A 24,223-nucleotide genomic window follows, 5' to 3' on the forward strand; every position below is an offset into this window, starting at 1 on the left:
TTTTTTTAAATTTTGGTTAATAGCCTGGATTTTGCGTCAGATTTGGATTCTGAATACGCTCTGAACGTGGGATTGCCCAGAGATAGTCTCTGCTTCGGCTAAAGTTCCCGCCGGGCAGCTTGATGTAATCGTAGGTTCCGCTGCTTTTGTCAAATTTTGCACCCCTGAAACCTTGTGTAAGTACCGTTTCAGCAGTACGCCAGCGGCGGATGTCGTATACCCGCAGACCTTCCAGTGCGAGTTCAACACGGCGCTCGTTCCTGATCACCTCACGGAGTTCAGCCTGAGATCCTGTCGGCAGATTCATGGCAGCCGGCACATTGTCAAAGCCGGCGCGCTGACGCAGCTTTTTGATGGTTTGGTCCCAGACCCCGCTATTCATTTGATTCAGTTCATTTTTTGCTTCTGCATACATCAGCAGAACGTCGGCAAACCGGATGATCGGCAAATTAAGGCTGGAGTTCCAGCCGCCGGAAACATATGTGCCCGGTGCGGGATCAGCATATTTGCGGTAATAATAACCGGTTGGCGTCTGTGCGGTACCCGCTCCCGTATATTTGTCTGATGGTTTTCCGGGTGCAGTAGTGCCGTCAGGATGGGTAATAATTGTGTATTCTACCCCGCTGCGGTCTTTCCACTGCGATCCGTCATAAACAATGGTTGCATTCAGCCTTGGGTCACGGTTTGCGTATGGAGCATCTGCAGCCGTCCACCTGCGGCCATCCTTCATCAGGTAGCTGTCAACCAACCCCTGCGTAGGGCCTGCTAGGCAGAGCCTCGCACCGGCGGAAATGGGTGCATAATCTACAAGGTTACCCCAGACACGAAGCGGTAAAACGTATTGTGAACTTAGAATGATCTCACTGTTGTATTCATTTTGCGCCCAGAACAGCTGTTCATAGTTGCCAAACAGGTCATAGGAACCAAAAGTGTTACCCATAAGTTTCTCGCAGTTTTCAATCACCTTCTGCCAGTTATTTTCCCACAGATATGCCCGGGCGTTTAATGCAATCGTTGCCCCACTCGTTATGCGGCCATTATCTGCAGCGGCATATTGCTCTTTTGAGGGCAGAATCGACGAAACAGCTTCCAATTCCTGGTGAACCCAGGCTAAAACTTCTGCCTGCGGTTTACGTGTAATTGTTTTTGACTGTTCAAGCGTAATATCTTCGGTGAAATGCGGTACATCACCATACCAGGTTGCCAACTGGAGATAGAGGGATGCCCGGATAAACCGGATCTCCGCCTTACGTTGTTCCCGTTTTTCTGCAGACATGGCCGTTACGCGGTCTACGTTTGCCAGGAACGTATGGCAGGTTTTTATACCCTCGTAACATGCTTTCCAATCGGCCTGAAACCGCCCGTTTGAGGCATCCGCTACTCCCGTGGCAATCAGCTTCTCGTTTGTTGAGCCATAGCCATTGTAAACATTATCACTCAGTATCTCATTGGCGAAGATGTAGTCACTGCTGAACATCTGCCTGTAGGCCATGTTCAGGACGCTGTTGGCCTTATCTTCAGAGGTCCAGTACGTTTCGTCAGTAAATTTATTGGTTGGCACAACATCCATCTTCACGCAGCCCGTAAAGAAGAGGCCGATCCCCAGAAGGGTGACTTTGCCGTATGTGATCAGATTCTTTTTCATGATTCTCTTCTGTTGCTGTTAAAATTCAATATCAAGACCGGCGCCGATGTATTTCAGCAATGGATAATTGCGGGCGCTGTTGGCGCCGCCGGCATTCATACTCGAGCCAAACTCGGTTGATTCAGGGTCAATAAAGGTGTTTTTCGAAATGGTCAGCAGGTTCTGTCCGCTAACGAATAACCTGACTTTTCGCATTCCTGCTTTGCTCGACATGGCGGTTGGAAGGGTATATCCTACCTGGATGTTCTTCAAACGGATATAAGATGCGTCGAAGATATTAAAATCAGAACCCTTACCGTAGTTGTTGCTGGTAGATGCTGTGCCTGGTGAGGTTAGTCTTGGCCAGTAGGCGTCTGGATTGCCCGGCGTCCAGTAATCAAGCTGATGCTCGAACATCACAAACGAGTAACCGCCATGGAAAGGTTCAATGGTTTCGCCGCGTAATGCCATGTCACGTTTGCCAACACCCTGCCAAAGCATATTTAAGTCAAATCCCTTCCATTGAATGTCATAATTGAAGCCGAAGGTAAGCCGCGGGAACGCATGGCCAAGTACAAAGCGGTCATTGTCATCAATGATCCCGTCGCCGTTCCTGTCTACATACTTAACATCGCCGGGGCTTGGCGATACACCGATAGGCAAAGCAGATTCCTTAATCTCGTCTGCATTGCGGAAAAGCCCGGCGCGTTTGTAGCCGAAATAGCTGTAAAGCGGAAGGCCTACCCGAATAATCCGTTCAATCTCGTCCGATTTGCTAATCTGCTCATCACCCTCAAAACGGGTCACCTTGTTCCATGAGTCTGCCAGGTTAACGCCGAAATTGTGTACGAAGTCGCTATGCCGAAGCTGGTAATTTAAAGTTAATTCCCAACCATTGTTCACCATTGCGCCGAGATTTGCTCTTGGTACTGCACCACCAAGCACCAATGGCGTTTGTGGGGTAAGCAGGATGTCTTTCGTATTTTTCCGGAAGTAATCAAAGCTTGCAGTTAGTTTTCCTGACAGGAAGGTTGCATCTGCACCGATGTTAAATGTGGTGTTTGTCTCCCATTTTAAGTCGGGATTGCCAAATGTGTAGCCTGTACCTGGCAACGAAACGTTATTGAACCCGTATTGATCCTGATAGATATCATATGTCGTGAAAGTCTGATAGTCGTCTACTGCCTGATTTCCTAACTGGCCATAAGAACCACGGATTTTGAGGTCGCCCAACTTGTCTTTCCAAAACCGGAAAAACGTTTCTTCTGATAGCCTCCAGCCCAGCGATACGGACGGGAAAAATCCCCAGCGGTTGCTGCGTGCAAATTTCGATGATCCGTCATATCTGAAATTGGCCTCAAATAGGTATCGGTCGGCCAAATTGTAGCCCGCGCGGCCAAACCAAGAATAGATACTCCGTTCGGTTGTTCCCCCTACCGTATTATAACTGGTTTTATCGAATATAGTACCTGTAGTAGGTATACCCAAGACAGGATCCACCAGTTGTTGTCTCAACTCAAACCGGCGCTGACGATAGGACTCATTTGAGAAGGCAGCAAGGCCATACACATTGTGTTTGCCGAAACTCCTGTTGTAATCAAGAAGTGCCTGAAGATTGAGTAATGTTGATTTCCCATTATAATCTTCTATAGAATATTGTGCAGAGTTTTGAATGTTGACCGGAGTTTCATCCCCTGACAGGTTGTAAAGCGGATGATAGAATCTCCTGATCAACCGGTTCTCCGGACGAAGATCAAGGGATGCAATTCCTCTGGCTTTTAGACCTTTAAAAATTTCAATTTCTGCATTTAAACTTCCCTGGAAATGGTCATTATTTTGCTGTATAAAGCCGCCTTGCTCGAGGTCCATCAAGGGATTACCGTTGGTCAGCACGTCGTTATTGTAGTACCGGCCGTTTTCGCCTTTCAAAACGTAATTGTTGTAGACCGGTAAGCGGGATGAGTTGGCGATCAAAAAGCCATTGTCTCCCTGAAACGACTTTCCATCGTTGCGGTCGTACCACATAATCGCTGAGAGTTTCAGCTTTCCGATATCTGTAGTCAGGTTGGTGCGCAGGTTGTAACGGCGCAGGCCAAAGTCGGGACCCTTAAAGTTGCTGCGCTGATCGTAATAGCCAAGGGAAACAAGATAGGTTGAATTATCGGATCCGCCTTGTACACTTATATTGTGATTTTGCTGAAAGCCGTTTTTTAAGATTCCTTTCAGGAAATATTCGCTGTCGCCCGTTGCGAACTGACGGATCTGTTCTGATGAATAGATCGGATTGGCACCACTATTTACATACGAATCGTTCCGAAGTAATGCATTCTGATATCCTTTAAGCGGTTTCACCAGGATTTCGGGATTCTGTGAACCCGCCAGCGCACTGAGCCTTACGGTAGGTTTCATGCCTTTTTTGCCCTTTTTGGTAGTGATCAAAATCACGCCGTTGGCCGATCTCGAGCCATAAATGGCCGCACTGCCTGCGTCTTTCAGAATCGATACGCTTTCAATATCATTTGGATTCAGGTTATTCATTGCACCGACATCTTCGTTGATGATCCCATCGATTACAAGAAGCGGAGAATTGTTGCCGAACGTGCTGATACCGCGAAGGTTGATGTTCATCGTATTATCGTTCGGATTCATGCTGCGCTGCTGGATAACCAGGCTGGGCGCGGTGCCCTGCAGGGCCTGCATCACATTGCCAACGGGACGGTCTTCAATCTGTGCGGCGCGTACCTGGTCTACTGCACCGACTACACTTGCTTTGCGTTGGGTTCCGTAACCGACAACCACGACGTCGTTAAGTGCCTGACGATCTTCCTCTAGCTGAACATTCAATTCAGGCTGACCGCTGAACGTAACTTCTTTCGACTGGTAACCGATCGACGTAAAAACGAGTACTGAACCCGTAGCTGCCGTGATCCGGAAGCGTCCTTCTGCATCGGTAACAGACCCATTTGTACTGCCTTTTACACGGATACTGATTCCGGGTAAAGCTGAGCCGGCCTGGTCGGTAACCCGTCCCGATACAGATGTCTGCCTTGAAGCAGCGCCAGTAAGCGTTGTTGCGGCGGGTTTTTGCCTGATGATAATTGTCTTGCCCTCAATGTAATAACTGAGGGGCTGGTTGCGAAAGCAGATGTCCAGCACCTGGCGCACGGGCGCGTTGCGCACCGAAATGGAGATGGGCTGCGTTTGCTGCAGCATATCGAGGTTGTAAAAAATGTCGTAGTCTGTCTGCCGTTTTATTTCCCGAAACACCTGCTCCAGGCCAACGCGCTTTTCTGTCAGGCTGACCTGTTGTGCAAAGCTGCCCGCGTTTACCTGCAGCAAAGCAGTAAGCAGGAAAATAAGGGTGAGTTTCATGGACAGCATCATTTTGGGAATACAGTTCTTCCAACTGTACATTGTGTCAATGCAAGTCTTATACATTTGATGTTCGTTTAGAATATATTTGGTTATTTGCAGCACATATAGTGGTTTGTGCTGCGGTTGGTTAGCTCGGGAGTGAGGTAAAAATTACGGCATGACGATGACCCTCCTTCCTTCGATCCTGAAGTGAATGACTCCTGTTTTTTCCATCATGCCCAGCAGTGTAGACAACTGGTCGAACCGGGAAATGGTGCCACCAAATCTCCGGCCGCGGATCTGCCGGCTGATCTCTACATCGACATCATACCAGCGGGCAACGGTCCGCATAATGCTTTCTACCGTTTCGTTGTTGAAAGCGAAGTATCCTTTCTGCCAGGCCACCGCATTTTCGGTGTCGGCCGTATGTACCTGAACCGAGCCGGCCAGGACAGCCTGCTGCCCCGGGCGCAGCAGGGCGGTTTCGCCGGTTTCAGTTTTTTTCACGCGAACCGAGCCTTCAAGCAGCGTTGTGCGCGTACCCGGCTCATTCTCGTAAGCGTTTACATTAAAATGTGTACCCAGTACTTCGATCTGCTGGCCAGCACTTTCGACAATGAATGGTGTTTTTTTGCCGGCATGCTGTTGTTTGGCCACTTCGAAGTACACCTCGCCTTTAATTTGTACCTGTCTGGCCTCCCTGCCAAAACGAAGGGGGAACCTGATGCTCGAAGCAGCATTGAGCCAGACCCTGGAGCCGTCGGGAAGGTCGACCTGGTACTGGCCTCCGCGCGGGGTTGATATGGTATGGTAATCTGTGGCGGCTGCTGCCGAGGGGTCTGCAGAGCTGTAAATCAACTGGCCCTGTTTTTTCGAAACGGCCAGGTTCCGGTCTTCGGCAAGCAAGCCGTCTTTATGCTGGTCCAGGCTGATCGTAGAACCGTCGGCCAGGGTAAGCAATGCTTTATTGCTGCCAGGTAAAATGGGGGCGGGGCTTTTTGGTGTCCGCTGCGTGGTCAGGACGCGGTTTTCGGGGCGAATTCTTGCAAGGAAAAACAGGGAGGAGCCCAGCAACAGTACGGCGGCGACGCGCGGCAACCAGATCCTGAGCAGCGACGGGCGGATATGTTCGCGGTTAAGAATGTTGCGATACAGCCGCTCTTTGACTTGCGCTTCGCTTTTGGCCAGCAGACCGGTTTCTTCAGTGTGGTCAAACGAGGCATACCAATCATCCAGTTGCTGTTTTTCCTGGTCAGTTATGGTGCCCTCCTGCCATTTGCGGGCAAGCAATGCGATCTGGCGATCCGGTTTGTTTGAAGACATTTGGTTTGCTGGTTTACTGATATAGCCAGTCGATCCGGATGAATCCCTTAGTCGGATTAAAAAAAAAAATCAAAAAAAACAGATCAGCATGCCCAGGGCAGCGCCAAAATTGGCTTTCAGCGTTTTTCGGGCCTTTGACAGGTGCGCCTCTACGGTCTTTTCAGAGATGTGAAGTGTTTCAGCAATCTGCAGCTGGCTGTAGTTTTTTTCATAACGCAGCCTGAACACCGCCCTGCATTTGTCGGGCAGCCGGTTAATCGACGCTTGCAGCTGGGTTTTGAGGTCCTGCAGATCGATCGTTTCCTGCATGGAGCTGTCTGCATCGACATATGCTGAAGCCGCCTGTCGTTCATAACTCTCGCGCCGGCTGCGCCTGGCCAGCTGGTTAATAACCTCGAACTTTACGGCCACGGCAAAATAATTTTCGAAAGACCTGGTCAATGTAAATGAGGTGCGGCGGCGCCAGAGTTTGCAAAAAATGTCCTGTACGATTTCTTCTGCCTCTGCTTCATTGTTCAGGCGTTTTCTCGCGCTTAGAAAACACAACTTCCAGTTCCGCTCATAAATTTCGCGAAAAGCCCTTTCACTGCTTTGTGCAAGCAGAACAGCAAGCTCTGAATCGATCAGGTCGGTGCGCATGAGACGCTTTTGGTTGATTGGCGGTTCGGTTGTACTGGGCCGCTAGTAAAACGGTACAGCAACTGCAAGATAGCAGAAAGTTTTCATACAAAACAAGTGCGGATTGTTTAAAGCGGGGGTGGTTTTGACGTAGGGGATGAATTGGTGATTTAGAAATGGGAGAACAGACCTGTATACCAGCTTGCTTCCCATTACAATCAGGAATGTTTAGATTTAGGTGAAATGACTTAGTTTGAAAATGACTAAGTTGCATGCCTATGAAATGTATCCGCTGCACTTTCGTGCTATGGTTAGTTGTCTTTAGCGCATCCGCGCAAAAAGACCAGTTAGATTTTTTCAAGGTTTGGGGTTTTCTAAAATATCACCATCCTGCACTGGCCTCCGGCCAGATAGATGCCGATAGCCTATTCCTGGCCCATCTCGCTAAGAATGGAACTGCCGAGATGCTTCAAAGCCTGGAGGCCAGACAGCAATTTAAGCTGATGGCACCATCCGCTTATCCCGCCGGGAAGCTAGTCAGCCATCTGAACCGCTCGCTGAGACAACTTCCCCGTAAAATCAAGAAGCAGCTACACGATATCTACCTGCATCGTTTCGCGGCCGCTGAACATTATTATTATACGCCCAAACATTACGGCAGCCAACTGCCGCATGAAAAGCCCTATATTTTCGCTGACACCATCCCATATGCCTACCGAATGTTATCTCTGGCCAAGATACAGGCTGCGGTTGACTATATTTTTCCTCATAAGTACATCATGGATCAGCAGTTTGATCAGGTTGTCAGCCATGCGCTTTCCCGGTTCAAGGTGGCAAACAGCCGCCAGGCCTTTGAAAAAGAACTGCTCTTATTAACAGCACATCTGAACGATTCGCATACGCTCCGCTTCTATAAATCGCTTAAAAACTGGAACAAAATTTTACAGGTGAGGTATTACCCACCATTTGATTATCAATTGATCAATGGCGGAAAACAGTTATTGGTCACTCATCTGATCATTCCGGAACATTGCCGGGCAGCAGGGATACAAAAAGGTGATATCATTACAAAAATGAATCATATGACCATAGCTGAGCGGGTGGCGCAATTGCGGCAGTATCTCTCAGTTTCCAATACGCGGGCTTTGGAGCAGCGGCTGAACCGCTATTCAGACAACCTGATGTTCACAACCGACAGCCTGCAAACCCGGCTTCATTATGAACGGGATGGCCAGTTGAAAGAAACAGTGGTAACTTGGGCGAGCAAACCTGATGATTTCAAACTCCTCAGTAATTATGTCAACGAACAAGCCGCTTCAAAGGCAAAAGGCACTGCACTGGAACATGCTGCTGAAGGCGTCATCATCTTCAGGGCGGGAGAAACGACCCGTTTTTTGAATGCCCTTCCCGAAAGTCAGCTGTTAACAGGCATGGACTCGTTATTTACCATTGCAGGACAGCAAAAAGGCCTCATTTTTGACATGCGCAGTTACCCGGATTGGGCGGGTTTTTTTTATTTGCTGTATAATCGGTATGGTCAGAACAGGCAGCCTTTCGCCCACTATTACGCAGTAGACAAACAACACCTCGGTAAGTTCAGGCTTCTGACTGATACAGTCGAATATTATCCTCCGACAGCCACACCCGGTTACCGGACCTACAACGGTAAAGTCGTTATACTGGTCAACGGCGGGACAGTGAGTGCCGGCGAGTACTACACCATGTTCCTGCAGCACCTGTTTCCGCAAAGTATAACTATTGGCAGCCAAACAGCCGGGGCCGACGGCGACGAAAAAATCCTCACCTTACCCGGTGGCTATCATCTGCCCTTCTCAGGCAATTCCATTTTTTATCCGGACGGCACCCCGACCCAGCGCAGGGGCGTCAGGATTAATGTACGCGCAGTTCCCAAATCAAAAGACCTCTTAAAAGGTGAAGATACTTTGCTCGAAGAAGCGCTCCGGCGAATGCTTCGGTAAATCAGTGCAAGCGTCATTCTTTGCGGCAAGACGCAACCGGTTTGTATCTGGATTTTCAAAAGATAAATTACTGTCAGCTTCAAATGCTCTTAATCTTCTTTCGCTGCTGCAAAGTGTCAACCTGCTGGCGCAATCGTATTAACAAACAAAGCCCCATGAAGGGGCTTTGCTGATTTTTCAGGTCACAACATTCTTTTGAACGAAGTCTATAAACTTTTGATACGGGCTAATTTCCGCGAAGGTGTTTTTCTACCGCTTCGCGGTTGTTGCCGACCGCTGCGATCGCATCTTTAACCTGTGCCCGGCTTACGCCCAGTTTTTCGGCCAGGTAATCGACCTCGTAATCTTCGTCTCCCGCCACACGACTGCGGTCGCGTTGGTCGGCTTTGCTTTTATCGTCTGCCATATGAATCGTGTTTTTTTTATCTAACAAGAGAAGATTATGGAATGTTTTGCGCTGCTGCCACCGGTTCATCCTGTTGTCTGCAGAGCAACCGGCCAGAAAACAAACCGTTACCATATTTGCGGGAAATCGTTTAAATTGGCGGTTAATACCTCATATTTATCATCCATGACACCATCAAAACTTGCACTGTCGCTTCAAATGCCTGTAGCTGCAGATCCCGCCCGCCTGTGGACGGTCCTGACCACTGCCGCATACATCAAACAGTGGCTGGGCGTTACCATAGCAAGCACCTGGCAGCCGGGTGCGCCCATGTCTTTCAACTTCCATTTTAACGGCAAAGACTTCGAAGATAAAGGTGTGCTGCTGACCCTGCAAACCGAGAAGTTGTTTTCTTATACGTATTGGAGCAGCTTCTCGGGGCTGGAAGATGCACCAGAAAATTATTCATTCGTTTCTTTTTCACTTAAGCCAGCAGGCAGAGCAACCATGCTTAGCCTGGAGCACAGCAATATTGCCACCGAACAGATGTATCAGCACTCCCTGGCCAACTGGAAGGAGACGCTTGAGGAGATCAAACGCCTGGCAGAAAACGCCTGACAGTAACAGGCTGCTGCGTAAAGTTCAGTAGCGAAACCTGTATCGCCGGGTTTTTTAAGCACCAGTGTTCATCACAACTTACGCGGGAGTGCACCGGCATATAATCGCAAATTTTTTCCCGGACGTGTTTGTCTTAAAGATCAAGCCCGACGAGCGATGCGGCCAGCCCGGCCTCTTTCAGTGCAAGACCGAAGGCATGCGCTTCAATGCGGCCCGTTAGCTGCCGGCCAATGCCTTCTTTCAAATTTTCAGGCCGAGTATAGAAACAATACCAAATCGCCCATAAGGCCACCGTACTTACCTTTCTGCCCAGAACGCCGTTTGAGCGCTGAGCTGTTTCTGCATCGTTTCTGGCTCGAAACACCTAAAAATACCTGCCCTCGCTGCGGTAGCAATAGGCCCGCAGGGTAACCGCCACAGCCTCTCAAATCAGTTCATTAGCGCACTGGCACCTTCAACGCGGGCGGCCCTGAGCAGGAGGGGGATGGATCATAGATAAGGCCCGAAAAACGGTTAACGAAGCTAAGATGTCCATTCCTCGAACCAAAATTCCATTCCTGCGAACCATTTGGGGTTGCGGTTGTTTGACTAGGTAGTTACGCCGAACCTGTCTGTTCCGGTTGCTGCATCATCCGGCGGCACTACCGGTAGCCTCGTTTATGCACGTCAAAACAGATCACATGGAAAAAGAACTGACAAGTTCACCTTCAATCGGGAAGTTGCTCAATGTACATTTTGTATACAATCTTGATACCCGCACCTGGGCCTATACAGATGGCCGCCTAACCGAGATAACCGGTGTGCTGCCCGCAGAGGCCCCGCAACTTTTAAAAATGATTGAACCGGACGACCAGGTTATGGTACATATGGCATACAAGCAGTTGCAGGAAAACAAACTGCTTTCCCCGCTGCGTTTGCGGGTCAAGGGCCGTGATGGTTACCATTGGATTGAACTTTCGGCCATTCAACTGGAACTTTCTGGGACCAATTGCCTGATCGGCACGGTATACGACATTACGGCCGATATGGAGCACGAAGCTGAGCTCGCGAAATATGCGAACAAGAAGAACTCAATTCTGCACATGTTATCGCACGATTTGCGGGGGCCGCTGAGCGTTGCAGGATCATTGGCAAAATCGCTTCGGAAAGATTTCGCAGACGAAGCTGCACAGCAGAAGATCGAGGCCATTTCAGGCATGATCAGCCAGGCGATCGATCTCATTGTCGACCTGACCAAGCGCGAGTTTTTAGACACAACCGAAGTGGCCCTGGTCATCAAACCCACAAACCTTGCAGAAGCCCTGGCCCAGTACATTGCAGAATGCCGGTTGTCTGCTACGCTGGCCGAAAGACACTTTCATTTTCATTCCGAAACCGATCACCTGATGGTTGCTATTGACGAACCTAAGTTTATGCAGGTCATGAACAACCTGGTTTCAAATGCCCTGAAATTTACGCATCCGGGAGGCAACATCCGGATCACACTGGGCCAGGATGGGGATTGGGTGATCGTAACGGTAAGCGATGACGGCATTGGTATTCCCGAAGACCTGCAGCCTTTCGTATTTGAACGGTATAGCCGTGCCCGCAGGGAAGGGATCCAGGGCGAACCGACCGAAGGCGTGGGACTTTCGATTGTACATGCCATTCTGGCCTGGCACGGCGCCGAAATTTCCTGCAAGAGCAAGGAAGGCAAGGGAACAACTTTCATCATCAGACTGCCCGGTTTCCGTCAAACCTGACAATACATAAAAAAAGCCAGGGAGCTAGTCCATGGCCTTTACTAATTTACATTTCTAATCCCGGCCTAAGCCGGCTATCTGTTACTTGTAGTGGTCGGCGGGCGATCATTTAAGCTGCGCCTGGTAAACCTGCGCCTGCATTGAGACCTGAAAGTCTTTACGGCCGGCTTCGCGTTCTGCCTCCCGACTTATGCCGCCTGGCTTTTCTTTGGTGTTTTTTTGCCGAATTGTTCCTCGTACATTTTTAGCTGGCGTTTCAGTTGTTGCCTGGCCAGGAAAATATGCGTTTTAACGGTGCCTAAGGGTATGTTGAGTTCGTCTGCGATCTCATGGTATTTATAACCCTCAAAATACCGTTGAAACGGAATGCGGTAAGCATCGGGAAGGCTGTCGAGTGCGGCCTGCACATCGCCGAGTGCAAAGCGGCTTTCTGCAGAATTCCGTGATGCGCTCATCTTCAGCTGTGGCGAGCTCAGGTCTTCGCTTACTTCCATCACGCCGTGCCATTTCGCCTTGCTGCGGTAGGCATTGATAAACGTGTTTTTGAGGATAGTAAATAACCAGGCTTTCAAATTTGTTCCCGATTTGTACAGGTGCTCATAAGACAGTGCTTTGATCAGGGTATCCTGCAAAAGATCTTCAGCATCGTCGAGGTTACGTGTCAGGCGGAGCGCATAGTTTCTGAGGATGGGTCGATGGCCGCAAACGGCCTGTTCAAAAATTAATGTTTTCATAGGTGGGGGTTAGAATGGTTTTAGTTAATTGAAAAACAAACGCTTCTCGAAAATGGTTGGCTGGTTAACTACCCGTTTTGTCGATGCAAAGTACCCGTACTGCGGCGGTATCCTGCTAAATGCGCTGACACCTCCGTAACGCGTTTATTTCGATTCAATCACCCGGGGGAGCAGGCAGAACGGCCCTCCATGCGCCCGGAAATCAGGTATTTTGAACTTGGCAAACGCGTACTTTCATCCTTTTTGAGAATGTTTTAGGTTCTAGATTTGCAATGTCAAATGCCCTTAAGCTACCTGCATCCGCGCCTCGCAGCAATCCTGCAAAGCTGATCACACTTCTTGATCTCGTATTCAGGGGTTTTTGAGGCGAAATTTTGGCTGCCAATTGAAACAATTTGCGGTCAATTTTTTTTTAGACAAAAAACTAACACTTAAAAGACAGGAACCGACCATGATCAACATTCTCTTAGCCGAGGACCACAGTATTGTTCGCAACGGTATAAAAGTCCTTTTGGAAACCCAATCGGACTTTCGAGTACAGGCCGAGGCGAAAGATGGTTTGGAAGCATTGGAAATGGTGCGCTCGGGCCTGAGTCCTGATCTGGTTCTGGCCGATGTGAACATGCCTGGCATGGACGGAATTGAGCTGCTGCGTGAACTGAAAAAACTGAACGCCTCCTGTCGTTTCGTGTTTCTGACCATGGTTGAAAGCCGGGAATCGGTTGCCCAGGCTTTTCGCGAAGGTGCAGACGGTTACCTTTTAAAGAATATAGATTCAGACGAACTCGTATTCAGCCTGCGCATCATTCAGAAAGGCACCCGCTACCTGTGTTCTGAACTTTCGTCGGTTCTGATTGACCGCCTGCTCAGCCGTGACTTCCCGGTCTCTGCAGAACCGGCTATTGAATTTTCTTCGCGTGAGATCGAAATTCTCAACCTCATTGCCGATGGGCACACCAACGTAGAAATGGCCGATGCGCTGTTTATCAGCAAACGGACCATCGAGGGGCACCGCCAAAGCCTTCTGGACAAAACCGGGTCAAAAAATACAGCGGCGCTTATCCGCTTTGCCGTGACCAACGGTTACATCACCTGATGCTGCAACCGTCCTGCGATCATATGGAGGCACCAGGCAAATCCACAATCTGAAAAAAAGCTAAACCTCTTTGGGCTGGCGCTGTTACACTGCTAACAACGTAAAATCAAAGACAATGGCAACTTCAAATCAAAAAAACACAGACATGCCGAACGGTCACCTGCATGAACTGTTCGTAGACGAATTAAGAGATATTCTTGGCGCTGAAAAGCAATTGCTGAAAGGTTTGAAAAAACTTGCAGACAATGCCCAGAGCGAAACCCTGAAAATGGCTTTCCAGGAACACTATACACAAACTGAAGGTCAGATTGACCGCTTGAAACAAGTATTCCAGTCCTTGGGTATGTCTGCCCGCGGAAAAAAATGTAAAGCCATGGAGGGCTTGCTTGAAGAAGCAGAAGAGATCATTGAAAGCTTTGAAAAAAGCCCGGTTCTTGATGCCGCACTGATCTCTGCTGCACAGAAAGTTGAACACTATGAGATTGCCAGCTACGGCTGCCTGGTTACTTTCGCCAAATTGATGGAGCACAGCGAAGCAGAAGCTTTACTGGCAGAAACCCTGAACGAGGAGAAAGAAACCGATCTTAAACTGACTGACATCGCTTTGTCTGAAGCCAATCAACCTGCCTAATTTTTTGACATGAAAAATTTTGCATGGATCGTTCTGGCAGGATTCCTTTCAATTGCATGGGTATCTTGTTCCTCAGAACAAAAAGACAATGCCAATGACACGGTAACACAGTCGTCGGGGTATGCAGATTCAAGTACGATCGACACCACCAAGCCGGTCGATACAACGAATGCACCGCCAATTGATACCGTTACCATGAACAAGCAATAAAATGCCAGACCTGCCACCCGGCAGGTCTTTTTTTTTTAGCCTAAATGCGAAACCATGAATACCAACGAAAATAACAACCCGCATACCAAATATCCTGTCCCGCCGTTCAACACCGACACCCAGCGCCCGCCGGGTATTGAGCAGGCCATGTCGCCAAAGGCTGACCATGGCGAAGAATCTTACCAGGGAAACGGTTTGCTGCAGAACAAAAAAGTTATCATTACAGGAGGCGACTCGGGTATAGGCCGGGCCGTTGCGATCGCCTTTGCCCGGGAAGGTGCCGACATCCTGATCAGTTACCTGGACAGCGTTGAAGATTCCGATGCAAAAGAAACCGCCCGCCTGGTCGAAGAAGCCGGGAGGGAAGCCATTCTGGTCAGAGGCGACATTACCGACCCGGATCACTGCCGTTCGATCGTGAACACAGCCGCAAGCCGTTTCGGTCAGATCGACATCCTAGTTAACAATGCTGCCTACCAGATGAGTCACGACAACATGGCTGAAATTACCGAGGAGGAATGGGACCGGACTTTTCGCACAAACATCCATGCCATGTTTTACCTGGCAAAGGCAGCCGTTCAGCACATGCCTCCCGGCAGCAGCATCATCAATACCACTTCGGTCAATGCATATGATCCGACACCGATCCTGTTGCCTTATGCGGCAACAAAAGGTGCAATCCAGAATTTCACCGCTAACCTGGCCCAACAGCTGCTGCAGCAGCAAACCGGTATCCGCGTTAATGCTGTTGCTCCGGGCCCCATCTGGACACCGCTGATTCCCTCTACCATGCCAAATGCAAACGAGTTTGGTAAGGACACACCCATGGGGCGCCCCGGTCAACCGGTGGAAGTAGCCTGGGCGTATGTATTCCTGGCTTCTGACAGGGCAAGTTATATTTCCGGCGCCACCATCCCGGTTACGGGCGGGCGCGTTACGATATAGATTTTGAAAGGGGCGGCCGATTTTGCCGCCCCTTCATTTTTCATATCCGGCTAATTTGTCGCGGCAACAGGTGTATCTTTGCAGCGAAATCATACTGCAATGCCCGAAACCATACTCATCATCGACGACGAAAGAAGACTCTGTGACCTCCTTGCCCGGATCATTGGTCTGGAAGGTTACCAGACCCTGTGCGCTTACACCGCAAAGGAAGGTTTACAGTTGCTGAAAAAAAACCGGGTTTCGGTGGTGCTGAGTGATGTCAAACTTCCGGATTTTGACGGCGTGGCCCTGGTATCTGAAATCAAAAAGATCAGTCCGGCCACTGAAGTGATTAACCTGACGGCTTTTGGTACCATTCGCGATGGGGTGGAGGCGGTTAAACGGGGTGCGTTCAATTACCTGACAAAAGGCGATGACAATGACCGCATCATACCACTTGTCAGTGCAGCCATTGACAAGTCAAAAGCCGCCTTTGCCGCGCTGCAAACAAATGACACAGTCATCGCTGAGGGGTTTCCAGCAATAATCGGCGATTCGGCCGCCATACGCGAGGCCGTTAACCTGGCCCGAAAAGTAGCACGAACCGACACCACCGTCTTGCTGCTTGGCGAAACCGGCACCGGTAAAGAAGTCTTTGCAAAAGCCATCCACCAGGAGAGCAACCGCAGTAAAAAACCCTTTGTGGCAGTCAACTGCAGTTCTTTCAGTTCCACCTTGTTGGAAAGCGAACTGTTTGGCTACCGTGCGGGTGCGTTTACAGGTGCAGACAAGGATAAGAAAGGCCTGCTTGAAGAAGCCGAGGGCGGAACCATCTTTTTAGATGAGATCGGCGAAATGGATCTTGAACTGCAGGCCAGGCTGCTGCGGGTATTGGAAAGCAGAAGTTTTATAAAGATCGGCGACACCAAAACTACGGCGGCAGACCTGCGTATCATCGGCGCCACCAACCGCGATCTGCAGCAGGAGGCAGATGCTGGAAAGTTTCGGTCTGATCTTTTTTACCGGCTCTCGGTGTTTACCATCCCGCTGCCGCCGCTCAGACAGCGTAAATCTGATGTCCCCGTGCTGGCGGCACATTACCTCGCTGTCTTTAGCCGGGAGGCTGGAAGGCCCGGTCTGCGGTTCAGCGCCTCATTCGCTGCATTTTTGGCCGAACATGAATGGAAGGGAAACATCCGTGAACTCAAGAATGTAATTGAACGTGCGGTAATCCTGACAGACAGCGATGAATTGGGGCCGGAACTGCTGCCGCCTGCACTGCAGAACGCCCAGCCGGCCGATCACGCCCTGAATATGCAGGCTGTAGAAAAGCAGCACATCAGGAAGGTCCTGGATTACACCAGTGGCAACAAAACGGAAGCTGCCCGGCTGCTTGGCATTGGCCTGACAACCCTTTACCGGAAGATTGAGGAATACGGACTTTAACTTCGTGCCGGAATGCACATGGCTTATTCATTTTTGCATGCAACTGCCTGAACCGTGGTGCTTTCCGTATTGTCATAAAAATAAAATTTAACACTTTTTTTAACATTTTGAGCCAGGCCGTTGCTTGGAAGCATGGTGGAAATTCCCGTCTTTTGTTATAGAAACATAGCAAGGGATATATGAAAAGGTTAACGAAAAGTTTCACAGCGGGTGCAGTAGCTCTGCTGTTGGTTACAGGAGCCGGCCTGCAGGCAGAAGCCCAGCGCCCGGTTCGCGGGGGAGGAGCAGGCCCGGGAGGCATCGTCAGGCCGGGCGGATATGGAGGGTATCGGGGCAGCATCGGCATGCGCTTTGGTCCGCCGGTGTTCAGGCCATATTATGGCGGCTATTACCGGCCGTTTGGTCCGAGGATCGGATTTTACATCAACACACTTCCGTATGGGTATTTCCCTTTTTCATGGGGAGCTAACCAGTTCTTTTATTCGAACGGATTTTTTTACCAGCCTTATGGAGATGGGGGATACCGTGCAGTAAACCCGCCGGTTGGTGCAGAAGTGCCTTCACTTCCTTTCGGTGCGCAGAGTTTTACATATGAAGGCGCTAAATACTATGAATACAACGGCGTTTACTACGAAAGAACAAAAAATGCAGACGGAAAAAAAGTTTACCGGGTGGTAGGCAAGAACGGTAAGTTCGGCGATCAGGGTACAGAGAAAACAAACCAGGCGGCCCCTGCTGAAGACAGTCAGGCTAAGCCGGTTGATACGCCGGGAAATCTGAACTTTCCGCGCCTTGGCGAGATTCTCGACTACCTGCCGGATGATGTACGCAAAGTAACCGTAAGCGGCAAGACTTATTGGGTAACGCCAGACCAGCTTTACCTGGAAGCAGCCGGATCCGGCAAATACAAAGTTGTCGGAGTTCCTGAAGGCATAAAATAACACAATGGAACAACAAGGAAAGGGGGCGGCATCGCCCTCTTTTTTTTATGGCCTTGCGCCGCAGCGGCAGTCGGGAACCTGGTTCTGATGGTGCCGTGATCGGGTATTGAGTGTGACACGCAGCGGCCGGTTTCAGCCCGCACTGCCAGAGCCATCGATGAAGTCCGAAGCCGCAAAAACACAGCCGTCGCTCTGGATAGGGCGGGATCTTCAAAAATAAAAAGGCCGCTATTGCTAGCGGCCCAAAAATTTTCTCCCGAAGGAGTTTTTTATCATCCCTGACACAAAGGTAGAAATTTCGGCCGGTCCTGCAAATTTTTTAGCAAAAAAAAATAAAAAAAACAGCCGGTATCTCTTAATCCTCCGGTCGCTCTTTCGGATTCGCCATCCGAACAATTCTGGGTCTGAAAATAGCCAGCACATCGACAAGTTCGGTTTGTGCTTCCATGATGCGGTATATGTCTTTATACGCCATGGGCGCTTCATCAAGGTCTGAACCAATCAAAGTTACCTTGTGCCTGGCCAGTTCTGCTTTGACGGCCTGCCGGTCCAAGGTTTTGAATGCGGCACTTCTGCTCATGGTTCTGCCTGCGCCGTGCGCTGCCGATTGGAGGGAAGAAACTTCCCCTTTGCCGCGTACCAGGAACCCGGGCGCGGTCATCGATCCAGGAATGATGCCCAGCACGCCTGCTCCCGCTGGTGTGGCACCCTTCCGGTGTACCATGGCTTTGGTCCCGTCGGCAAGCGATTCTTTCCAGGCGAAATTGTGGTGGTTCTCGATGCGCAGGAGCGGAGCTGCATGCAGCGCCCTGGCAATTTTGTTGTGAATTTCGTGGTGGTTTGCAGATGCATAATCGCCGGCCAGGTTCATGGCGATCCAGTATTCCTGGCCTTCTTCGGTTTGCAGGTCAAGCCAGGCCAGGTGCCTCGCCTCTTTTGGAAGATCTGTCTTTTTCATCGCCAGGTCCGAATAGTACGCCGCCAGGCTGCCGCCAAAGCCGCGCGAGCCCGAGTGGGAAAGCAACGCCAGGTAATTTCCACCGGGAAGATCAGGAAAAGCACCCGGTTTCAGTTCAAGCTCGCCCCATTCAACAAAATGGTTGCCGGTACCCGAGGTGCCGAGTTGCCGGTACGCCTTATCTTTAAGCGCGCGGATCTGTTTGGTCTCCTGCCATTCAGGCCGGTCAAACAGCGAGGTGTCGAAATACGCAGCGGTCTCGCCGCCCATACCGAAGTTTGTATGCTGCAGCAGCAGTTTGCGCAACTCCTCTGCACGCGTATCCGATGCTTCTCCCGGGAGTTCAAAAATGCTCATACACATTCTGCAGGCAATGTCGACACCGACTGCATAGGGAATGATCGCATCTGCGCGGGTAGCAAGCACACCGCCGATCGGCAGGCCATAACCCTGGTGTGCATCGGGCATGAGCGCCCCGGCAACTGAAACGGGCAACTGCATGGCCGTGTTCATCTGCGCCAGAGCACCCGCCTCAATCCCTTCAGCCCCAAAGATGCGGTAGGGCAACGGATCATTTTTTAAAGTATGTTGTTGGTTGGCAGCGGCCGGTAATTTTCCATTCTTGCGCAATTTCACCACCTCCCGGGCCAGGTTTCTGAACTTACCCGCCCTGTCATGCAGGTAGGGCTCAGGGTTGGACAGCAGATTGCCAAGGTGCGAAATGATTTCGCGCTTTCCCATGATTTGTTCTTTCAGGAGGCCATTTGCTACCCGGCTGGAACTGACCAGCAGTTTAAGCGGGGCAAAGCCCAGGGCAGTCAGTTCACTGTTGCTGATCTTTTCTCTTTCCATTGTGTTTCAGGGTGCTTACAGGCAAACGCATCCAGCGTTGTGAAATTGCCTGTAAAGATGCCTGCAAAATTAGGACCGGTATTAAGCATGCCCGCATGAATAGCATGCCGTTCTTATAGGATCAAAAACGCAGCGGCCAACCTGCTGGGGGCGCTTTAAGCCCGTTTGCTTCTGATGCCTTTTACCTGCTGTATGGTGGGGTCGGTCAGGAGTTGTTCATAACGTTCACAGCCACGCGCATAAATGGCGATACGGCCTTCGTGGTCATGATGAATTCCCCAGCCGTAGCGCTTGCACAGGGGAGAAGCGCGGAGACAGGCCTGTCCTTTTGAAAAAAAAGCGATACGGGCCGCTTCCCGTTCTTCTGGCAGCAGCTCGTTCCGTTCTGCATAGATGTCAAAAAGCAGATCGTCTGAAGTGAGGCGGTAGGGCGACTGCTGGATTTTTTCGAATTGCATGCCGGCAATGGTTTTCTCATCGCCCCGGGGCGAAGGAACCATGCCTGTCGCAGCAGGGCAATCGTCTGCTACCGTGATGAAAGTATTGTAGTAGTTCGTGGTGTGCATAAAAGTTGGTAACGGGTAAAAGTCACCAACTTTCTTGCCAACAAACATGCTATTCTGCAGCTTTTTTGATGACCCGGAGAGCATCGTCCCACATTTTTGCATGCGCGCCGGCATGCATCTTTTCGATCGGTCCGGCGGCGATGGTCAGTACGGTTGTTCCGTCAGAACCGGCCTCCAGTTCAAACCGCTCCGTGTATGCCCCGAGGCTATCGCCCGGTTTTGGTTCCACCTCATCATAATAGCGCAGCTCAAGGTTTGCCGGAGGATCGAATTTATTGATGATACCCAAAGCACCGATATCACCATTCGCATCTGTCCAGGTAATGTTGCTGCCAGGTCTCCAGTCAGATCTTACGAGCGTTTCGCTGCCAAATACAGGACCCCAGTGTTCATTCGGATTGACCAGGATTTCCCAGACACGGGCCGCTGCCGCCTCAATGTTGATCTGTTTTGAAATGACATCAGTTTCAACAAAATTTCGCAGCGACGCTCCGGTAATGTGGTTCCAGCCCTCGGTAAAGCTGCTCGCAGCAAATGCCGGATCATCGTTGGGAAAGCTCTCTATGCCCGTGTGCGTCAGCTTGAGGCGGGTTTCTCGCTCCGACTCAGCGAACAACTCAAAGGTTACCTCCGAGTTCCCGGGAAAACCCTCGTACCGCCACGTGTAACTTAATTTTTCAGGCGGTATGCAGGCTGTAACCTCGCAAATGTGCCGGTAACGGGTGCCGCCTTCCGGGCCGGCCGTAAATTCGAACGTGAAACCAATCTCCGGTCTGAATTCAGAAATGTCAAAATACCATTGGCGCATGTGTTTCGCGTTGGTCAGCGCAGACCAGACCTTGTCTATCGGCGCTTCATAGGTCCGTTCAAAGACCAGTACTTGATGATTCATTTTCCGGTTTTCTATAGAGTTAATATTTATTGCTTTCGGGCAATTGACTATCCAGGAAACTACCAAGGGCATCTAGTTTGCTGTTCCAGAAAGACTGGTAATGACTTACCCAGTCAGCTACCTCGGCCAGTTGCCGCAACTCGGCGCGGCACAACCGCTCGCGTCCCTGCCTGCTTATTTTAACCAGGCCGCACTCTGTTAATATCCTGATGTGCTTGGAAATAGCAGGCCGGCTGATCTCGAACCGGGCCGCTACCGCATTAAGGTTCATGGCTTGCTCCGCAAGCATGCTGATGATGTTACGCCGCGTTGGGTCGGAAATGGCCTGGAAAACATCCCTTCTGATCTGTTGCATAATGAAATCGTTTGGTTCCTGAATATATGAAACCAAACGGTTACGAAAAAGTTTGAATTTTTATGGGGCAGTTTTTGGGGTAGAGCAGAAGACCCGGGAAGGATACAGCCACTAAGTTCGGACATTCAGCATCATCGCGGCATCAAAAAATCGATATTCCTGCACTCCAGCCGATCCAGGCCTTTGTATCTTTCAATCCGAGCGTAATGGCTCTGCCGCGTTCCTGCACGTAGGCGTAACCCGGCAGCTGGCTGCGCTGGTTTGAATAATAGGCATTAAATGCCGGTCCGGCACTGACTGCCAGCCAGCTCGCCGGTTTGAAATGGAGTTTCAGATCAAAACGGTTCAGAAGATTGGTGTATTGCCATTCGCCCTGGTAAAGGTAACGCGATGTCAATTCGGGGTGAAGGGCCAGCCGCCGCCCGAGCCCAGCGGCCTTTCCAAATCCAAATCCGAGCGCAGCAAGCGTCGGCTGCCCTGCTGCCTGCCTCCCTGCCGCCAGGATGGTATAGAACTTTTGGTTGCCGGTCTTCAAGGCCGCATTGAAGGCAATGCTCTCGTTGCTGCTGAGTTCCAGCTGGTGCACACCTTTCGGAACTACATTTAACAACCCGAAGCTATACCCCGAGGAGGTGTCTGCCACATTGATCAGTGCCAGCTGGAACCCGCGCAGGTGCCTGGCATAGTTGAGCAGCCCGGCTACCTGTAGGCCCCGGCCTGTGTGTGTGCTGAGGTTAGCCAGGAGCGCGAATCTTGTTCCCTTAAAATTTCGGCTCAGGTTGGCTATACCTGCCAGTTGGGCGCCTTCGGCATCATAGGCCAAATTTCCCGCTACGCCGATCTGCATGCCGTTCACATGTTCTGAAACGTGATTGGCCAGGCCAATTTGTATGCCCTTCACCTCTGGGGCGGTGTTGTAACCGATGCCGACCTGCATGCCTTTTAGACCATTGCCAGCCTGGCTGTAAAGACCACCAAGTTGGAAACCCTGTACGGCGCCGCGAACGCGGTTGGCGCCGAGTGCGATCTGTACTCCAGACACATCGCCCCGGACCTGGTTGTAAAAGCCGCCAACCTGCATACCCTGAACCTGTCCGCCAACAATGTTGAAACCTCCGGCTACCTGCAACCAGCGCACGTTGCCTTTGCTGATGTTGAACCCAAGCCCCACTTCCAGGCCGTCAACGCCCGCGGTATACCCGCCCGTTGCGTTGATCGAAAACTTGTTGACCACCTGGCCGCTCAGGGCACCGTGCGAGCTCAGGCCCGGACTGAGCGAGGCCTGAAAGGGCGCCCGGGCAATGATGCTGCCGATGTTAATGCCCTGAATGCGCTGCCGGGAAGTAATGAACCAGCGCCCGATGATGGTATTTTCGATCCCGTTTTGTTCATCGCCCTGCCGGTAAGCAAACGCCAGGTCTGCAGAACGGTTGGGATTGCTGCCATTTACAGTAACTTCAGACAAAAAATGGGTGCTCAGGTCGCGGTAATTCTCTTTGCTGATCGTGAGTTCGATCGACCCTGGATTATTCTTCAGCCGCAGGCTGAAAAAGCCGTTTGCGTCTGTCAATGTAGATTGAAGGAGTGTTTTTTCATAAACGCTGGCATTGAGCAGGGGCTTGCCGCTCACCTTGTCGACCACTTGCCCGATAACCAGGTAACTTTCGGCGTTGCCCGATGACTCGCGCACGTTTAGTGAAAGACGCAGCGGTGCATACCGGATGACCACAAATTCATGTGCCGTTCTGTACTCGTACCTGTTATCTAGCAACCGGTCAAGCGCCTCTTCGACCGTTATTTGCCTGGCATGAAGGTTTACCAGACTGTCTGCCGGCAGGATGCTGCTGTTGTAGGAAAACCTGAAACCGCCCTGCAGTTCGATTTGCCGGAGCACCGATGCAAGTGGCTGCCGCTCTGACTGCAGGCTGATCTTCCTGCCGAGCAGGGTCTGCGCAAAGGCACCGGCAGATAAGGTGGAGAAAAACAGAATAAAAAAGTACCGTCTGCCCATTATCTGAGAATAATTTGTTCGCCGCGGTGCTCGATCAGGAGGTTGAAGGTCTCAGAAATGATGCTCAACACTTCTGTAAGGCTTTCATCATGAAAAGTTGTGCTGATGCGCAGCTTTTCGAGCCCGGGCCGGCCGAGTATGATTTCTGAACCGAACTTTTCGTTCAGCACCGGCACGAGTTCGCCCAGCGGTGTCTGGTCACAGACAATTCTGCCGTTTACATAGTAGTCGTACAATGTGCTGACCGTTTTAACCTTGTTAAACGCTGGTTTGCTGGCCGTAACACTTGTTTTCTCACCCGCCCGGAGCGAAACAGCATGTTTGCTGCGGCTCACTTCCACTTCTCCGCTGGCCACCGTGACCGTTGTTTCGCCCTGGCGGCTTCTTACGTTAAAGGCAGTGCCGACGACCCGTATGCGTACATCATTGACTGTGATGATAAAAGGCTTGCTTTTGTCGGGGCTGACATTAAAAAATGCTTCGCCCTGCAATTCCACTTTCCTGGTGCCGCCGGTAAAGCGCTTGGGGTAAGACAATGCAGAGTATTTATTGAGCGTCGCGAATGAACCGTCGGGCAGCGTGTCCCTTTGAATTTGTGCGGTCGTGCTGATGCGCACCTCTGCCGTGCTGAACAGGCTATAGGCAAGCCAGGCGCCGCCGCAGAGCAGGAGAAGGGCTGCGGCAATGCGAAGGGTACGGCGAAAGGTATGCTGCCGGTTAACTGTCCGCTGTCCGGCCCTTTGTTCCAGACGCTGGTTCAGCCTGGCAAGTGCTGCATGGGCATCGAGCGTATCGTCGGTCTGGAGACGGCTGTTTTCCAGGATGATCCTGACATGTTCCAGCTGCTTGGCATGCTCATGATTTTCGTGCAACCAGGCATTTACCAGGCTGCGTTCTTCGCTGTCTGCCTCATTGAGCAGGTACTTGACAAGCAGGTCATCATTAATGGGTTGATTTTTCATGG

The 24,223-nt window shown here is 50.7% G+C and carries 21 protein-coding genes; 9 read left to right on the forward strand and 12 right to left on the reverse strand.

Features of this window, described 5'->3' with window-relative positions:
* Positions 1-16 precede the first annotated feature (16 nt).
* From C7T94_RS07540 to C7T94_RS07555, 4 genes are all read right to left on the reverse strand, one after another.
* Positions 17-1,645: a RagB/SusD family nutrient uptake outer membrane protein gene (locus C7T94_RS07540; protein WP_107214780.1), complete on the reverse strand. Its 1,629-nt coding sequence runs from the start codon at positions 1,643-1,645 to the stop codon at positions 17-19.
* An 18-nt stretch (positions 1,646-1,663) separates the two neighbouring features.
* On the reverse strand, positions 1,664-4,996 hold the full coding sequence (locus tag C7T94_RS07545) for a TonB-dependent receptor (RefSeq protein ID WP_107215993.1): 3,333 nt from the start codon (positions 4,994-4,996) through the stop codon (positions 1,664-1,666).
* A 153-nt stretch (positions 4,997-5,149) separates the two neighbouring features.
* A complete protein-coding gene (locus C7T94_RS07550) occupies positions 5,150-6,301 on the reverse strand; it encodes a FecR family protein (RefSeq protein ID WP_107214781.1) in 1,152 nt (383 codons plus the stop codon).
* Positions 6,302-6,370: 69 nt separating this feature from the next.
* Entirely contained in the window at positions 6,371-6,940 is a 570-nt protein-coding gene (locus C7T94_RS07555; RefSeq protein WP_107214782.1) for an RNA polymerase sigma factor, read from the reverse strand.
* A gap of 257 nt (positions 6,941-7,197) precedes the next feature.
* On the opposite strand from C7T94_RS07555, the gene C7T94_RS07560 reads away from it, so the two are divergent.
* Positions 7,198-8,898, forward strand: a complete 1,701-nt coding sequence (locus C7T94_RS07560) for a S41 family peptidase (protein ID WP_162618593.1) — start codon at positions 7,198-7,200, stop codon at positions 8,896-8,898.
* A gap of 226 nt (positions 8,899-9,124) precedes the next feature.
* On the opposite strand, the gene C7T94_RS07565 is transcribed toward C7T94_RS07560, so the two are convergent.
* Positions 9,125-9,304, reverse strand: a complete 180-nt coding sequence (locus tag C7T94_RS07565; RefSeq protein ID WP_107215994.1) for a DUF3606 domain-containing protein — start codon at positions 9,302-9,304, stop codon at positions 9,125-9,127.
* Positions 9,305-9,469: 165 nt separating this feature from the next.
* On the opposite strand from C7T94_RS07565, the gene C7T94_RS07570 reads away from it, so the two are divergent.
* Both C7T94_RS07570 and C7T94_RS07580 read left to right on the forward strand, forming a co-directional pair.
* On the forward strand, positions 9,470-9,901 hold the full coding sequence (locus C7T94_RS07570) for an SRPBCC family protein (RefSeq protein WP_162618594.1): 432 nt from the start codon (positions 9,470-9,472) through the stop codon (positions 9,899-9,901).
* A 680-nt stretch (positions 9,902-10,581) separates the two neighbouring features.
* Positions 10,582-11,643, forward strand: a complete 1,062-nt coding sequence (locus tag C7T94_RS07580) for a PAS domain-containing sensor histidine kinase (RefSeq protein ID WP_162618595.1) — start codon at positions 10,582-10,584, stop codon at positions 11,641-11,643.
* A 188-nt stretch (positions 11,644-11,831) separates the two neighbouring features.
* Here C7T94_RS07580 and C7T94_RS07585 read toward each other — a convergent pair whose 3' ends face one another.
* Entirely contained in the window at positions 11,832-12,377 is a 546-nt protein-coding gene (locus C7T94_RS07585) for an RNA polymerase sigma factor (RefSeq protein WP_107214787.1), read from the reverse strand.
* 451 nt (positions 12,378-12,828) lie between these two features.
* Between C7T94_RS07585 and C7T94_RS07590 the strand changes: the two genes are divergently transcribed.
* The 6 genes from C7T94_RS07590 (at position 12,829) to C7T94_RS07615 (ending at position 17,625) form a co-directional block, all read left to right on the forward strand.
* Entirely contained in the window at positions 12,829-13,473 is a 645-nt protein-coding gene (locus tag C7T94_RS07590) for a response regulator (protein WP_107215995.1), read from the forward strand.
* A gap of 115 nt (positions 13,474-13,588) precedes the next feature.
* Entirely contained in the window at positions 13,589-14,104 is a 516-nt protein-coding gene (locus tag C7T94_RS07595; protein ID WP_239494956.1) for a ferritin-like domain-containing protein, read from the forward strand.
* Positions 14,105-14,113: 9 nt separating this feature from the next.
* Positions 14,114-14,314 carry a hypothetical protein gene (locus C7T94_RS07600; RefSeq protein ID WP_107214788.1) on the forward strand — a complete coding sequence of 67 codons (201 nt, stop codon included), beginning with the start codon at positions 14,114-14,116 and terminating at the stop codon, positions 14,312-14,314.
* A gap of 54 nt (positions 14,315-14,368) precedes the next feature.
* Positions 14,369-15,259 (forward strand): glucose 1-dehydrogenase, encoded by an 891-nt coding sequence (locus tag C7T94_RS07605; RefSeq protein WP_107214789.1) that lies wholly within the window; start codon positions 14,369-14,371, stop codon positions 15,257-15,259.
* A 99-nt stretch (positions 15,260-15,358) separates the two neighbouring features.
* Positions 15,359-16,684 carry a sigma-54-dependent transcriptional regulator gene (locus tag C7T94_RS07610; protein ID WP_107214790.1) on the forward strand — a complete coding sequence of 442 codons (1,326 nt, stop codon included), beginning with the start codon at positions 15,359-15,361 and terminating at the stop codon, positions 16,682-16,684.
* A 179-nt stretch (positions 16,685-16,863) separates the two neighbouring features.
* Entirely contained in the window at positions 16,864-17,625 is a 762-nt protein-coding gene (locus tag C7T94_RS07615; RefSeq protein ID WP_107214791.1) for a DUF6515 family protein, read from the forward strand.
* Between the two features lie 355 nt (positions 17,626-17,980).
* Here C7T94_RS07615 and C7T94_RS07620 read toward each other — a convergent pair whose 3' ends face one another.
* The 6 genes from C7T94_RS07620 to C7T94_RS07645 all read right to left on the reverse strand — a co-directional run bounded on the left by C7T94_RS07620 (position 17,981) and on the right by C7T94_RS07645 (position 24,221).
* The gene (locus C7T94_RS07620; RefSeq protein WP_107214792.1) at positions 17,981-19,435 is read right to left on the reverse strand and encodes an RtcB family protein; all 1,455 of its coding nucleotides are present in this window, start codon (positions 19,433-19,435) and stop codon (positions 17,981-17,983) included.
* Between the two features lie 155 nt (positions 19,436-19,590).
* Positions 19,591-20,001 carry a DUF6157 family protein gene (locus C7T94_RS07625; protein WP_107215997.1) on the reverse strand — a complete coding sequence of 137 codons (411 nt, stop codon included), beginning with the start codon at positions 19,999-20,001 and terminating at the stop codon, positions 19,591-19,593.
* Between the two features lie 49 nt (positions 20,002-20,050).
* Entirely contained in the window at positions 20,051-20,893 is an 843-nt protein-coding gene (locus C7T94_RS07630) for an SRPBCC family protein (protein WP_107214793.1), read from the reverse strand.
* A gap of 19 nt (positions 20,894-20,912) precedes the next feature.
* Positions 20,913-21,248, reverse strand: coding sequence for an ArsR/SmtB family transcription factor (locus C7T94_RS07635; protein WP_204353237.1), 336 nt, complete (start codon positions 21,246-21,248; stop codon positions 20,913-20,915).
* A gap of 142 nt (positions 21,249-21,390) precedes the next feature.
* Positions 21,391-23,259: a carboxypeptidase-like regulatory domain-containing protein gene (locus tag C7T94_RS07640; protein WP_107214794.1), complete on the reverse strand. Its 1,869-nt coding sequence runs from the start codon at positions 23,257-23,259 to the stop codon at positions 21,391-21,393.
* Entirely contained in the window at positions 23,259-24,221 is a 963-nt protein-coding gene (locus tag C7T94_RS07645) for a FecR domain-containing protein (RefSeq protein ID WP_162618596.1), read from the reverse strand. Before C7T94_RS07645 ends, C7T94_RS07640 begins: the two co-directional genes overlap by 1 nt.
* Positions 24,222-24,223: the final 2 nt, after the last annotated feature.

The organism is Pedobacter yulinensis (assembly GCF_003029735.1).
Lineage (GTDB): Bacteria > Bacteroidota > Bacteroidia > Sphingobacteriales > Sphingobacteriaceae > Pedobacter > Pedobacter yulinensis.

Bases quoted from the DNA above. Each gene is read 5' to 3' on its own strand.
- C7T94_RS07540 (WP_107214780.1), bottom strand. From the start codon at position 1,645: ATGAAAAAGAATCTGATCACATACGGCAAAGTCACCCTTCTGGGGATC.
- C7T94_RS07545 (WP_107215993.1), bottom strand. From the start codon at position 4,996: ATGAAACTCACCCTTATTTTCCTGCTTACTGCTTTGCTGCAGGTAAAC.
- C7T94_RS07550 (WP_107214781.1), bottom strand. From the start codon at position 6,301: ATGTCTTCAAACAAACCGGATCGCCAGATCGCATTGCTTGCCCGCAAA.
- C7T94_RS07555 (WP_107214782.1), bottom strand. From the start codon at position 6,940: ATGCGCACCGACCTGATCGATTCAGAGCTTGCTGTTCTGCTTGCACAA.
- C7T94_RS07560 (WP_162618593.1), top strand. From the start codon at position 7,198: ATGAAATGTATCCGCTGCACTTTCGTGCTATGGTTAGTTGTCTTTAGC.
- C7T94_RS07565 (WP_107215994.1), bottom strand. From the start codon at position 9,304: ATGGCAGACGATAAAAGCAAAGCCGACCAACGCGACCGCAGTCGTGTG.
- C7T94_RS07570 (WP_162618594.1), top strand. From the start codon at position 9,470: ATGACACCATCAAAACTTGCACTGTCGCTTCAAATGCCTGTAGCTGCA.
- C7T94_RS07580 (WP_162618595.1), top strand. From the start codon at position 10,582: ATGGAAAAAGAACTGACAAGTTCACCTTCAATCGGGAAGTTGCTCAAT.
- C7T94_RS07585 (WP_107214787.1), bottom strand. From the start codon at position 12,377: ATGAAAACATTAATTTTTGAACAGGCCGTTTGCGGCCATCGACCCATC.
- C7T94_RS07590 (WP_107215995.1), top strand. From the start codon at position 12,829: ATGATCAACATTCTCTTAGCCGAGGACCACAGTATTGTTCGCAACGGT.
- C7T94_RS07595 (WP_239494956.1), top strand. From the start codon at position 13,589: ATGGCAACTTCAAATCAAAAAAACACAGACATGCCGAACGGTCACCTG.
- C7T94_RS07600 (WP_107214788.1), top strand. From the start codon at position 14,114: ATGAAAAATTTTGCATGGATCGTTCTGGCAGGATTCCTTTCAATTGCA.
- C7T94_RS07605 (WP_107214789.1), top strand. From the start codon at position 14,369: ATGAATACCAACGAAAATAACAACCCGCATACCAAATATCCTGTCCCG.
- C7T94_RS07610 (WP_107214790.1), top strand. From the start codon at position 15,359: ATGCCCGAAACCATACTCATCATCGACGACGAAAGAAGACTCTGTGAC.
- C7T94_RS07615 (WP_107214791.1), top strand. From the start codon at position 16,864: ATGAAAAGGTTAACGAAAAGTTTCACAGCGGGTGCAGTAGCTCTGCTG.
- C7T94_RS07620 (WP_107214792.1), bottom strand. From the start codon at position 19,435: ATGGAAAGAGAAAAGATCAGCAACAGTGAACTGACTGCCCTGGGCTTT.
- C7T94_RS07625 (WP_107215997.1), bottom strand. From the start codon at position 20,001: ATGCACACCACGAACTACTACAATACTTTCATCACGGTAGCAGACGAT.
- C7T94_RS07630 (WP_107214793.1), bottom strand. From the start codon at position 20,893: ATGAATCATCAAGTACTGGTCTTTGAACGGACCTATGAAGCGCCGATA.
- C7T94_RS07635 (WP_204353237.1), bottom strand. From the start codon at position 21,248: ATGCAACAGATCAGAAGGGATGTTTTCCAGGCCATTTCCGACCCAACG.
- C7T94_RS07640 (WP_107214794.1), bottom strand. From the start codon at position 23,259: ATGGGCAGACGGTACTTTTTTATTCTGTTTTTCTCCACCTTATCTGCC.
- C7T94_RS07645 (WP_162618596.1), bottom strand. From the start codon at position 24,221: ATGAAAAATCAACCCATTAATGATGACCTGCTTGTCAAGTACCTGCTC.